At 52.6% G+C, this 12062-nt stretch carries 10 protein-coding genes; 6 read left to right on the plus strand and 4 right to left on the minus strand.

All coding sequences use genetic code 11. The features are described 5' to 3' along the window. Position 1: 1 nt before the first annotated feature. From C9I92_RS15460 to C9I92_RS15485, 6 genes are all read left to right on the plus strand, one after another. Complete coding sequence (locus C9I92_RS15460) at positions 2-1048, plus strand: pyridoxal-phosphate dependent enzyme (protein WP_047885917.1); 1047 nt, start codon at positions 2-4, stop codon at positions 1046-1048. After that, on the plus strand, positions 1035-1610 hold the full coding sequence (locus tag C9I92_RS15465) for an allene oxide cyclase barrel-like domain-containing protein (RefSeq protein WP_047885918.1): 576 nt from the start codon (positions 1035-1037) through the stop codon (positions 1608-1610). The genes C9I92_RS15460 and C9I92_RS15465 overlap by 14 nt, the downstream gene beginning before the upstream one ends. A 12-nt stretch (positions 1611-1622) precedes the next feature. Next, the gene (locus tag C9I92_RS15470) at positions 1623-4520 is read left to right on the plus strand and encodes a type I polyketide synthase (RefSeq protein WP_084712602.1); all 2898 of its coding nucleotides are present in this window, start codon (positions 1623-1625) and stop codon (positions 4518-4520) included. Positions 4521-4522: 2 nt separating this feature from the next. Next, a complete protein-coding gene (locus tag C9I92_RS15475; RefSeq protein WP_047885919.1) occupies positions 4523-5530 on the plus strand; it encodes a Rossmann-fold NAD(P)-binding domain-containing protein in 1008 nt (335 codons plus the stop codon). A gap of 74 nt (positions 5531-5604) precedes the next feature. Beyond that, positions 5605-6747 carry an ABC transporter substrate-binding protein gene (locus C9I92_RS15480; RefSeq protein ID WP_084712603.1) on the plus strand — a complete coding sequence of 381 codons (1143 nt, stop codon included), beginning with the start codon at positions 5605-5607 and terminating at the stop codon, positions 6745-6747. Between the two features lie 61 nt (positions 6748-6808). After that, positions 6809-8083 carry an FAD-dependent oxidoreductase gene (locus tag C9I92_RS15485; RefSeq protein ID WP_084712604.1) on the plus strand — a complete coding sequence of 425 codons (1275 nt, stop codon included), beginning with the start codon at positions 6809-6811 and terminating at the stop codon, positions 8081-8083. A gap of 319 nt (positions 8084-8402) precedes the next feature. Here the strand turns inward: C9I92_RS15485 and phnE are convergent, their stop codons facing one another. Genes phnE through C9I92_RS15505 form a run of 4 tightly spaced genes read right to left on the minus strand, consistent with a single transcriptional unit; the run spans position 8403 to position 12023 of the window. Further along, on the minus strand, positions 8403-9203 hold the full coding sequence (phnE, locus tag C9I92_RS15490; protein WP_053061874.1) for a phosphonate ABC transporter, permease protein PhnE: 801 nt from the start codon (positions 9201-9203) through the stop codon (positions 8403-8405). Position 9204: 1 nt separating this feature from the next. Continuing rightward, positions 9205-10020: a phosphonate ABC transporter ATP-binding protein gene (gene phnC / locus C9I92_RS15495; RefSeq protein WP_047885920.1), complete on the minus strand. Its 816-nt coding sequence runs from the start codon at positions 10018-10020 to the stop codon at positions 9205-9207. A gap of 40 nt (positions 10021-10060) precedes the next feature. Next, positions 10061-10912, minus strand: a complete 852-nt coding sequence (gene phnD / locus C9I92_RS15500; RefSeq protein ID WP_084712605.1) for a phosphonate ABC transporter substrate-binding protein — start codon at positions 10910-10912, stop codon at positions 10061-10063. A gap of 19 nt (positions 10913-10931) precedes the next feature. After that, positions 10932-12023 carry a phosphonoacetaldehyde reductase gene (locus C9I92_RS15505; RefSeq protein WP_047885921.1) on the minus strand — a complete coding sequence of 364 codons (1092 nt, stop codon included), beginning with the start codon at positions 12021-12023 and terminating at the stop codon, positions 10932-10934. Between the last annotated feature and the right edge of the window lie 39 nt (positions 12024-12062).

Below are 12062 nucleotides of genomic sequence, written 5' to 3' on the forward strand. Positions count from 1 at the left end.
CATGGACTTTTCACTGTTTAACGCGCAAACACATGCGCCATCCCCAGACAAAGCGATTCAGATGTTTCCCCAATTGCTCAGCTACAGCGAAGCCTTGGGCAACACCCCACTGATTGAAGTCCCTAGTCCGAAACATGGAGCCCGTATATTTGCCAAGCTGGAGTCAGGCAACCCGTCCGGCTCAATCAAAGATCGGGTGGCCTTCGGCCTGTTTTGTGACGCAGTAAACCGTCACGACTTCGAAAAAGGCCCCCTGAAATTAATCGATTCGTCAGGGGGCAACATGGCCAGAGCACTTGCCCATCTGGGACATCTTTGTGATGTGCCGGTTCATGTCGTCATTCCGGATACTGCCCCCGAAGCCCTGCTTCGATCTTTGGCCGAGAGCCATGCCACGATTACCAAAGTTGACCGGAGATACTTTCTGCTAGGGATCATTGCGAAAAGCCAGCAGATTGCCCGGGAGAACCCAGACTGGACGCTGTTGTCCCAGCACCTGAACTTAGTCAATACCGCCGTTCACCAGCATCATACCGGTGCCGAGATCTGCCGGCAGCTGAAAGGCAAGACGGCGGATGTCTGGGTTGCAGCCGTAGGAACGGGAGGCACAATCGCAGGCGTCTACAAAGCGCTTTCCGAGCAAAATCCCAATCTCAAGGTCATAGGCTGTACGCCGAGCGAGATGCCTTTCGGCACGATGGATCCCCCCAATGGCGACCCACGATTCGCCGGTGCTGGCGGCCTGGGTTACGGCTTCGAGCAACCGTTCGTGTCTTTGATTCCTGCACCAGTCACTTTCCAGCACGTCTCCCATGAAACGTCGCTGAAAGCCATGTACCAGTTTTTCGAAAATACAGGCATTGAGATTGGCGGTTCCGCTGCAGCCAACTGGGTCGCAGCACAACGGGCTGCCGAGCACCTTGATCAAAATGCCAATGTCGTCACTGTATTCGCCGATGCAGGGAGCGATGCGGACCGGGAGCGCGGCAAAAACATTCTGGAAAAAGAACAACACACGCACGGAGATGCTTCATATGAAAATTGCTAACAATGAAATGATGTCCTCGCTGGTCAAGCTGGCTAACCTCGCCAGAGAAGAGCTGTCTGCCACCGGAAGTGAGCAGCAGGCTCGCGATGTCGTAACAAAGATTATTGGTCATGACCACTTCGTGATGCTGAATCTGCTTGAGCTGAGCGAAATCAAATACCAGGCAGAGAAAGACGACCAGCCGAGTGTCGGTGATGTCAATTCGCACACAGATCGTTGGCTCGACGATTCGGGACGGGAAATTGGCACAATCAGCGGTGAAGGTTGGAAAATCGCCCAGTTTGGAGAAGACATCATCTCGTACTATAGAGAGACCGCCGAAACCGCTCTGGGACGGATCGAAGTCGCAGGACTGTGGAACTCCAGCGCAATTTGGCAAAAACAGTGGCAGTCGCTCCCGGCGACCGGTGTCTCTGGTGATGTGACCGGCATGTTTGGGGTCAGGCAACTTTTTCAGGAAACTCCACGCAAACGTTACCGCGCTTTTATCCTGCTGCTCCCACTCGAGCGTACTGACGAATCGCTGCAGACTGCAATCCGCAATGGCTACATAACCGATTAAGGCAAATGTGATATGAACCATCCGTTCACTCATCATGATATTGCGATCATCGGAATGTCCTGCCGTTTTCCGGGCGCTGATGATCCAGATGAATACTGGCATAATCTGCTAAATGGGGTTGAGTCGATTGTCGAGTTCGATCCGGGATCGGACGATCAGCAATCCGTCTCCTTCGCGGCTCCCCTGAGCGACAATGTTCTCGCCTTCGACGCGGCTTTCTTTGGCATCTCCCCGCGAGATGCCGCTCTGATGGATCCGCAACATCGCATCTTTCTGGAATGTGCCTGGCACGCGCTGGAATCAGCAGGTATTCAGCCCGGCCAGCTTGTAGATACCGGACTGTTCGGCGGCTGCAGCAGCTCTGCATACCTGCCGTACCTGATGACATCCGAGCTGATAGACAAGTATCGTCCTTCAGCGTTCGATTTACAGATAGCCAACGACAAGGATTATCTGGTTTCCCGCACAGCCTGGCATCTCGGCCTTGAAGGACCGGTTATGGGAATCCAAGCCGCGTGCGCCACCTCTCTGGTTGCCGTTGCGGAGGCTGTCGAAGCGCTCCGCGCCGGTCGCTGCCGGCAGGCACTGGCTGGCGGCTGCACCATTCGCTATCCCCAATATGCGCCCTACCAAGCGCAAGAAGGTATGATTTACTCGCACAACGGTCATTGTATGCCGTTTACCGCTGGGGCCAGCGGGACAATTTTTGGCAGCGGCGCAGCCCTGGTCGTTCTCAAGCCTGCAATAGATGCGGCCAGAGATGGCGATCATATCCTTGCCATCATTAAAGGATGCGCGGTGAACAACGATGGTGCCCGCAAAGTCGGATTCACCACAACCAGCGCTGATGGTCAGCGTCGGCTGGTGAACCGGGCGCTGGCGGATGCGGCACTTACCGCAGCAGACCTTCGGGCATTCGAAGCCCATGGCACGGGTACGGCCGCCGGGGATCCAATTGAATTCGGGGTGCTGGACGCAATAACGTCCAGCGCGGGCCTGTCCCCAGACTGCTGCGCGCTTGGTGCGGTGAAGGCCAATCTCGGACATCTGGAAACCTCGGCGGGTATGGCTGGCCTCATCAAAGCCGTGCTGCAGATTCAGCATGGGTGGATTGCGCCGCAGCTCCATATGACAGCGGTAAATCCCTCCATTGATACAGAGTCCAGTCCGCTCTACTTCCCGCTAACTGCCGAAGTCTGGCCGGCAAAGGATCCCCGGTCCGCCATCGGTGTGAGCGCTTTTGGGATCGGTGGTACCAATGCCCACATTATTTTGGCTCGCCCTGATATGATTGAGGCTCGTGAACCGGCACCGTCCGGAACTTATCCTGCTGCTATTCCGATTTCGGCACAGAGCATGGGCGCCTGTCATCGGCTGATTCGATCTTACCAGCAAAGCCTAACTAAAATATCACCGCGAGCGCTGGCATGGAGCGCCCAGTCCACGCGAAAACCCTTGCGCTACCGAGCCATAATGGCACTGGACGACAGCGGGCGCCCGCAGATTACGGGGCAGATCACAGACGCTGGAAAACGCCGCCCCCAGGTCGTCTTCCTGTTTCCCGGTCAAGGCAGTCAGTTCGTTGGAATGAGCGCAGCGCTGGCTAGATCTACCCCTGCTTTCGCAACGATTCTTCAGGTCTTGATTCACGAGCTCAAAGAGGCGACTGAGATTGACCTGAGTTTCCTGCTGGATGGCAGAGGGACTGCTGCAGGGATCACAAACACCTCAATGGCCCAGCCAGCCCTGACTGCCGTTGAGATTGCTATGGCACGTTTCCTGATGCAACACGGGATCATGCCGGATGCAGTCATCGGCCACAGTCTCGGAGAAATCGCCGCAGCCTGTATTTCGGGTTCTCTCACCAGCAAACAGGCACTGGTATTCGCTGCACAGCGAGGCGACCTGATGTCAGCTCTGGATAGCGGCGCGATGCTGGCGGTGAATATGAGTGAGGACGACTGCGCACCCTGGCTGTCCGACGAGATTTCGCTGGCAGCCGTCAACGGGCCAGACGCTTGCGTGCTTTCTGGTACTTCAGTGGCGATTCAGCGAGTTCAGACAGAAATGTCCGGACAGCAAACACGCTGCCGTGAGTTATCCGTTTCTCATGCATTCCACTCAGCCATGATGACGCCGATCCTTGCCCCTCTCACGGCAGTGGCTCCGGCGGCCAAGGCGCATAGTTCTGGCATCCGTTTCCACTCAACGCTCTACGGCACAAAACTGAATGCACTGACCGAACTGACACCCCGTTACTGGTCCAGACACGCGAGGGAACCGGTCCGCTTCCTAGAGGCAGTCAACTCCCTGCCAACCAGACACAACACCCTCTTTATCGAGGTGGGGCCAGGGGCAACGCTCTCGGCTCTGGTCAAAGCAATCCGGCCAGAAGGCACCACCATCCGGACTCTGGGCGGTATCAAAGACCGCTCAAGTGACACTGAAATCTGGCACAGCGCGCTGCAGTCATTATGGCTGGCAGGGATAAACCTGAACTGGCATCCCTCATGGGCTCAAGCTGGCGTTCGGGTGCAATTACCGCACTACCCCTTTGAACGGCAGCACCACGGCCCCGGCACGCCGGCGTTTGGCGGACACAGTGAACAGGCAGATGACCGTGAACCACCTCTATTCACAAGTCATTACGCAACGCTTGACGAGGCTGTAACCGGGATCTGGGAACGGACAACCGGAATGACGCCGTCCGGCATCCACAATTCGCTTCTGGATGAAAGCTGCGACTCGCTCGCCGTCATTCAGCTCGCCGTTCTGGCAGAGCAGACACTTGGAGTGAAAATCAGCGTATCCGACTTGATGAATGACCCCACACCCTTTGGCCTGAGCACCTGCCTGACCGCGGCCGGTGCAGACAAAGCTATCCAACAACAAACAGCGAAGGAAATTTGATCATGGCAATAATCGATCACCCGGCATATGGCACCTACGAAGTAGAAACCATTGTCGTGGATGACACCACATCCTTTACCCTTGCCTGCTCCCCAAGAAGAAATACCTTACCGGGCAACGGCGGTATTCGATGGCTCTCGTACGACTCCCGTGCAGCACAGGAGGAAGAAGCCATCATGCTGGCACACGCAATGGATCGAAAACACGGCCTGTACCAGACGGGGTTCAGCGGCGGAAAAATTGTGGTGAACAGCACAGCGAAGCCTGAAAATGCAATGCATGTCTTTGATGCTATCGCTCAACTGCTGAATCGTTACAACGGCTCGATGTACACCGGCTGCGATATTAATACCAGCAGCACACATATGCAGTACCTGCGGCTGTCCTCTCCCTGGATTCTGGATGCGCTGGAAAGCCCGCAAATTAACACATCGATCGCCACAGGGTATGGCGTATGGAGTGCTCTGCAAACCGTCATTGAACATGCGCCCGGTACAGGTGCCCGCCCCCAGATTGCCATTCACGGCATGGGCAAAGTTGGCTGTGAAATCGCCCGCCAGTGCCTGAAACACGGATACGATGTTGTCGGCTTTGATGTCCGTCCCACACCGGCAATTCCTGCCGAAGTGCGTATGCTGGACAAAGAGGCGTTCTGGGCCTTCCCGTCAGATATTCTCTGTATCGCTTCTCTGTCCGGCATTCTCGACGCTTCCACCGTGGAGAAAGTGGCTGCCCGCTGGGTCATCAGCAGTTCCAACTCGCCCTTCTCCAGCCCAGAAACACAGAACCGCCTGCTTGAAAGAGGCATCAACTATCTCCCTGATTACGTGAGTAATGCAGGCGCCGTGCTGTGTGACAGCATTGAAAAGATGTACCCGGATCGTTACCGGAACATGTCTCAGGATCAGGCCAACGAGTATGTCGCCGCCCTGATCAGCAACCGAACCAGAGAGCTGATCGGGCGCTCACAGGTATTGGGCTTCGATGTCCATATGCTGCTGACCGCGTAATGCTTCACCGTCATCCGTGTCCGGTAATGCCTGAAATAACAGGCATTACCGGCGCATGTAACATGAGAAAAGCCATGAACAGAATTTCTTCCCGCCAGTTCCGCCTGCTGCGGTGCCTTATTATTTTCGTTTGGTGCATACCGCTGTATTTAGGAAAGGCAATTGCCAGCGAACCCGTCACGATCACCGATCTGGCAGGGCGGCAAGTCACGGTGACCCGCCCGGTTTCACGATTGATTCTGGCCGACGGGACATTAGCGTACACGCTGCCTTTGCTGCTGCCTGAGGATCCCTTTGGCAAAGTCGTCGGCTGGGGAGAAAACTTCCGAGCGGCGGATCTCGACGGATATCAAAGCTATCTTGCACGCTTTCCCGAACTGGCGGCGATTCCGACCTTTCCGGCCAACACGACAGACTCGCTCAATGCAGAAAAAGTGATCGGACTGGAACCGGATCTGGTCTTAATGAACTTGAGCTCACTTGCGGCAGTACAGTCCTCAGGCTTACTGGCACATTTGAACAAAATCGGTATCGCGGTGGTTTTTGTCGACTTCCGCACGCACATTTTCAGCAGTGTGGAAAAGAGCATACAGACGATAGGCACCCTGCTGGACGCTAATGAAAGGGCTAGCCAATTCCTGCAATTTCGTGAAGAACAGATTACCCGGGTGCTTTCCCGTCTTTCCGACGTGCACTATTCCCCGAGCGTCATGATTGAACGTTCGGCTGGCCTTTATCAGGACTGCTGCATGAGTTATGGGCCGGGAAATTTTGGCGCGTTAATCCAGGCTGCTGGTGGCCGGAACCTTGGTTCAGATTTCATTGGGGGTAACTTCGGGACACTACACCCGGAGCAAGTGATTCACTCACAACCCGACGTCGTGCTGGTCACCGGGGCAAACTGGTCACTTTATTCGCCTTCAGGCGATTGGATTCGGCTGGGACCGGGGGCCGACCTGAACGTTGCCCACCAGCATCTCACCCGTCTGATGGAACGGCCTGCGTACCAGACACTGCCAGCTGTACGCAAGAAGCAGGTATATGCCATCTGGCACGCATTCTATGACAACCCTTACAACTTTATCGCGTTGCAGCAAATAGCCAAATGGCTGCACCCGGAAAAGTTTGAAGATTTAGATCCGGAAGCAACCTTCAGGGAACTTCACCAGCGGTTTCTGCCAACTCCCTACCGGCCTGGCTATTGGCTGAGCCTGTAGGCATTGGCAGTCCAAAGTCCTTGTTCTGCCCATCAAACTCAATTTCATCAAAGGAAAACACATGCAATCAATCAAACCAGGAAGCGAATACGATGTCGTGATCATCGGCGGCGGGATTGTCGGGCTTGCTAGTGCCTATTATGCAACGGCAAGAGGCCTTCGCACTCTAGTCGTCGATCAGTATGGCATCCGAAACAACGTCAACAGCTCCAAAGGAAACGAAAGAATGTTCAGGCTGATGCAGGACAACACATCCGAAGCCCGCCTTGCTGAAACATCTCTGGCACTCTGGATGGAACTTCAGATGGCCACTGGTACACCACTGCTGGCCATGGATGATTTGATTTTCTTCGGACACAAAGACGCACCGTTGACCACAGAAGGCAACGTCAGTCAGGTGAAGAAAACCATGGATCGCATGGCCATGCCTTATGAGTATCTGGACTCACCAGACGCGATCCACAAACGGTTTCCGGTGTTCAATCGCGAAGCCCTGCCGAGCGATTACGTTGGTCTGGTTCAGGCTTCAAGCGCCTCAATCAATGTCCAGGCTGCTGCAAGCGCTTTCTTCAGTGCCGCAATGAAAACAGGCCGACTATCTGTGCTGGAGAAATATGCAGTGTCCGGCCTTGAACCCAGCGGCGTCCCCCATCAGAACCAGACCTATGCCATCTATGCACAATCCGAGCAGGATGCACTTTGCATAAGGGGACGTCACCTGATCCTGTCTCCTGGTGTATGGGCGGATAGTGTCTTGAACCCGCTGGGACTTCATCAAACACGGGACTGGAAAATCTGGCAGATGAACTATGCCTACTGGCCAGTAAAAAGTCATGACGTCAAAATCCCGATCTGGTTTGAGTTCGGCAATCTGGACGCGAACGACCATGGCACATTCTATGGTTTTCCGCCGCTCAATTTTGACCCTTCAATGGCAAACCGCGTCAAGATGAGTGCGGACTACACCTATGATGTTTTCGATCATCCCGCACAGATTCATCATAAGGTGAGTCAGAGACTGATGAAGGAACTCTCCGGACATTTATCATCGCTGCTAAACCCGCAAGCCATTCATCTAGAGCAAATGGAAGATGCGGGCACCTGCCTTTATTCGATGAGCCCGGACGGCAAGCTGGTGATTGGCCGTATTCCCACGCAACCATGCTCAGAGACGTTTTATCATGGCGCTTCCATGTGCATCATGGAGTCTGGGCGCGCTTTCAAATACGCCCCGCTCTTTGGCCGAGTGTTGGTGGAACTGGCTATTGATGGGAAATCCCCCTATCAGTCCGATCTGGATATTTTCTCACCTCTGCGGGAGGGGCTCTTTAACTGATCGTCGATTTGATAGTTCAAAGCAAGCACTCTTGCAATGGTGAAATGCTTTGCATCTTTGATGAAAATTCTTCAATTCATAACACGCTGCAGACCTTTTCCATCAATTCAATTGAATAGCCACCACTGTTCTTTCGCACTACAGTGATTAATCATATTTGGACAAACCTATTTGTACCTGATGCAAAAGAGCCTTTGCTGCTTTTCGTGTTCGCATAATTTAAGGCCACTCTTACAGTGGCCTTTTAACTATTCAAACATTCCAAGTTTGTCGATATTTATTGGGGCTGCCTAAACGACAGAAAGTGATTTCAGCTTTCCTACCGAATCAACTGCCTCAATTTAGCCGAAAAAATATCTGTCAGAAAAACCAGCGATAGAATCACTATCACGCAAGATGCGGTATCGCCGTATTCGAACATTTTCATTGAGGTAATGAGCTCAAAACCGATTCCACCAGCACCGATCATGCCCAATACTGCAGAAATACGGATATTGGCTTCCAGACGGTACAGTATAATGCTGATCCAATTAGGGAAAACCTGTGGAAGCACAGCAAATATTATCGTCTGCAACGTTGTACAGCCGGACGCTTTCATGGCTTCCATTGACCCCTGATCCATTTCTTCGATTGCTTCAGCAAAGAACTTTCCAACCATACCCGCGCCGTGTAAAGCGAGAGCCAACACACCAGCGAAAGGCCCCAGCCCGACCGCAGCCACAAAGATCAACGCCAATATCAGTTCATTAATTCCCCTGAGTACATTCAATATCTGCCGGCAGATATGGTAAATACCCGTATGAGGGGTGATATTTTTCGCAGCCAGAAAGCTGATAGGAATAGCAATAACAACAGACAAAACGGTGCCCCACAAGGCTATTTGCAATGTCTGGATAGCAGGTTCAATTAAACTTTCACCGATATAAGGCAAATTGGGTGGCATCATCCGTGAGACGAAATCTGCGATCCACGGCAAACCAGCGACTAAATCAGACACGCTCATGCGTGCTCCCTCTGCAGACCAATGTAATAGTCCGCAACTCACCAGAATGATCGGAAACACAATCCACCAGCCCTGTTTTGGCGGATTCATCACAAGCTTTAACGGGTATAACGTCATCTCAGGCCACCCTCATTTCACTTAAACGGGTTGCCCGTCGTTCACTTGCCATACGCGTTACTAATTGGCTGATGCTGTCATCTTCCAGGCCCGAGTATATTTGGCTGACAACCTCAGGGGTCAGAGACTCTGGCAGCCCATCGAAAATGACCTTGCCATTAGAAAGACCAACAATACGTTCAGCGAACTCCATGGCGTAATCAATTTGGTGGAGGTTGCACAGCACGGCAATTTTGCGTTGTTTACAGCTGTTACGGATGTAGCTGAGAACTTTACGGGATGATTTAGGGTCCAGACTGGCTACCGGTTCATCAGCCAGCATCAGTTGTGGCTGCTGGGCCAGTGCCCGGGCGATGCCCACACGTTGCTGCTGACCTCCACTCAAGCTGTCTGCACGTTGATTCACTTTATCTGCCAACCCAACCTGCTCCAGACATTCATGGGCAATGGTGATATCAGACTGAGGAAACAGCTGCAGCGCACAACTCCAGAAAGGTAGCTCTGACATTCTGCCAACCAGCACATTCTTCAGTACAGAAAGTCGTTTGGTCAAATTGTGATGCTGAAAAATCATACCCACATTACGTCGTAGGTAAATCAGCTCCTTCCCCTGCACATGGGCAATGTTTTTACCGTTCAGAAAAATGTCCCCGTTGGTCGCTTCTGTCAGGCGGTTAATACAGCGTAGTAATGTCGATTTACCCGCACCGGAAGGACCGAGAATCACAACAAATTCACCTTCGTTAATGGTTAAGTCAACCCCTTTCAGGACTTGATTATCGCCATAAGACTTTTGTAGATCTTTAATAACTAACATAATGATTTCCACAGATGCCCTGTATTATCTGTTCATTGGATTACTTATATTTCGCCGCTTCGCGTACCGGGTTATAGGCTGCATCGTTGGTTTCCACATAGCGATTCACAATACCCTGGTCACCAAACTGTACGGACTCAATAGAAAGAAATGCCTGCTTAATCTTCTGTTTGTCTTGCTCAGGCAGCGCTTTACGCCAAACCATCGGCGATTCAGGAATCGCTTCAGAACGCCAGATCACCTTATAGTCGTTTTTGCCGATTATTCCTTTTTCCACCGCGGCATTCAGAATTCGGTCAGCAACCGTCGCAGCATCAACCCGACCATTTTTGACAGCCAGGATATTGGCATCATGCGCACCGGTATAAACAACATTGGCGAAATACTCACGAGGCTCAATGTTGGCTTTTTTGAGCGCAACACTGGGGAACAGGTAACCAGACGTTGAGGTCGGCGAAACAAAAGCAAAATTTTTGCCTTTCAGATCAGCTAACGTCTGAATCTCCGTCGCAGATGCCGGCGCAATAATCTGGCTGTGATAGGCAACATCGCCCGCTTTTGCGGTTTCGGCAACCACAAAGGCTTCAACATCAGCTACTTCACTGGCTTTCACATACGAAAACGGCCCCAGATAAGCAATGTCTACATGCCCGGCACGCAGTGCCTCAATCACGCCGTTATAATCTGTCGCCACATAGCCTTCGACGTTCACTCCCAACTTTTTGCTCAGTGTCTCTATCAACACTTTGCTCTGTTTGAGCATGGCTCGTGAATCTTCAGAAGGAATCAGCGCCATTTTCAGATCATCCATTGCCTGTGCTGGTAAAGCCCCTGCCAGTAAAACGGCCAGTAAACCAGATACCGCTGCATGTTTCTTCCATGTATTGTTCATTAGGATTTCCTCATCTGTTTCAAAATGATTGAAGTAAAGTGGTTGAATTGCCCGCGAAATTTTTTCCCCGTTCGCCGCTTAGCGCATCATTGACGAGTATTTGCCAGCGCTCTTCGCTATAGCCGTAGCATTGTGGTTCTGTTGCTACCCCCAACGCTGCCAACCAGCCTTCCAGCTCACAGGCTGCATCAGTCAGATCAGTTCCAAACAATGAGCGCAGCGAATCAGCAATATCACTGTCATCGTTCGCAAAGCTCCGTACAATCGCCGGCAAAGTGAATGAGCAGGCAATGCCATGAGCCAGTCCGGTCTCTATCGTGATGGCATAGGAAATATTGTGGGCAATGGAGGTTTTGGTGTTAGAGAACGCCAACCCGGCCAGTAGTGACGCCGTCATCATCTGCTCTCGTAACAACGAGTCTGTTGGTTCACACTTAAGCTTCGGCAGCACCTTCAGAATGAGACGGATAGCCCGCTTGGCATACTGAGTCGACAGAGGGTTTCGGTGTTTATTCCAAAGACTTTCCAGCGCATGAGACAACGCGTCCAACCCGGTCTGGATAGTCAGCGAAACCGGAAGCTGGTACGTCAGTTGCGGGTCGCAAATTGCGACTTCCGGGTATAAATGGGGGTGAACAAGTGAATACTTGCGACCTGCGGAGGTATCCCAGATTGTGGCCCAAGATGTCACTTCACTGCCTGTGCCGGTAGTGGTTGGCACCGCGATGATAGGCAGGGGCGTGCCAATGATCTTTTCGCCCTGCGTCAACACAGCCCTAATGTGATTGGGTTCAGTTTTCGCCACCGCCAGTGCTTTGGTTGCATCAATCACCGACCCGCCCCCCAATGCCACCAGCACCTCGACTTCCGCCGCATAAGGGGAAAACGCCGCACAAATCGTCGCCATATCTGAGATATCCGGATTTTCACTCACCTGATTGAGTACAACTCGACAGCCTGAATGCGACTCCCTGATACCAACAGCCAGTGATGCAAAATAAGGATGGTCGTAGGTCACCAACGCAAACGAACGTCCGTTTATCTGCTCAGTCAGAGCAGTAATCGCCCCCTGGCCGAAGATGACGTTGACCGGATTATGAAACTGCCACATATCGCATTACCTTTCTGATTCTGTTCTGAATGAACACAA

Source organism: Photobacterium ganghwense (assembly GCF_003025595.1).
GTDB classification, from domain to species: Bacteria; Pseudomonadota; Gammaproteobacteria; order Enterobacterales; family Vibrionaceae; genus Photobacterium; species Photobacterium ganghwense.

What these genes read in the sequence shown, in the direction of transcription:
- C9I92_RS15460 (WP_047885917.1), top strand. Translation starts at nt 2, where the DNA reads ATGGACTTTTCACTGTTTAACGCGCAAACACATGCGCCATCCCCAGAC.
- C9I92_RS15465 (WP_047885918.1), top strand. Translation starts at nt 1,035, where the DNA reads ATGAAAATTGCTAACAATGAAATGATGTCCTCGCTGGTCAAGCTGGCT.
- C9I92_RS15470 (WP_084712602.1), top strand. Translation starts at nt 1,623, where the DNA reads ATGAACCATCCGTTCACTCATCATGATATTGCGATCATCGGAATGTCC.
- C9I92_RS15475 (WP_047885919.1), top strand. Translation starts at nt 4,523, where the DNA reads ATGGCAATAATCGATCACCCGGCATATGGCACCTACGAAGTAGAAACC.
- C9I92_RS15480 (WP_084712603.1), top strand. Translation starts at nt 5,605, where the DNA reads ATGAACAGAATTTCTTCCCGCCAGTTCCGCCTGCTGCGGTGCCTTATT.
- C9I92_RS15485 (WP_084712604.1), top strand. Translation starts at nt 6,809, where the DNA reads ATGCAATCAATCAAACCAGGAAGCGAATACGATGTCGTGATCATCGGC.
- phnE (WP_053061874.1), bottom strand. Translation starts at nt 9,203, where the DNA reads ATGACGTTATACCCGTTAAAGCTTGTGATGAATCCGCCAAAACAGGGC.
- phnC (WP_047885920.1), bottom strand. Translation starts at nt 10,020, where the DNA reads ATGTTAGTTATTAAAGATCTACAAAAGTCTTATGGCGATAATCAAGTC.
- phnD (WP_084712605.1), bottom strand. Translation starts at nt 10,912, where the DNA reads ATGAACAATACATGGAAGAAACATGCAGCGGTATCTGGTTTACTGGCC.
- C9I92_RS15505 (WP_047885921.1), bottom strand. Translation starts at nt 12,023, where the DNA reads ATGTGGCAGTTTCATAATCCGGTCAACGTCATCTTCGGCCAGGGGGCG.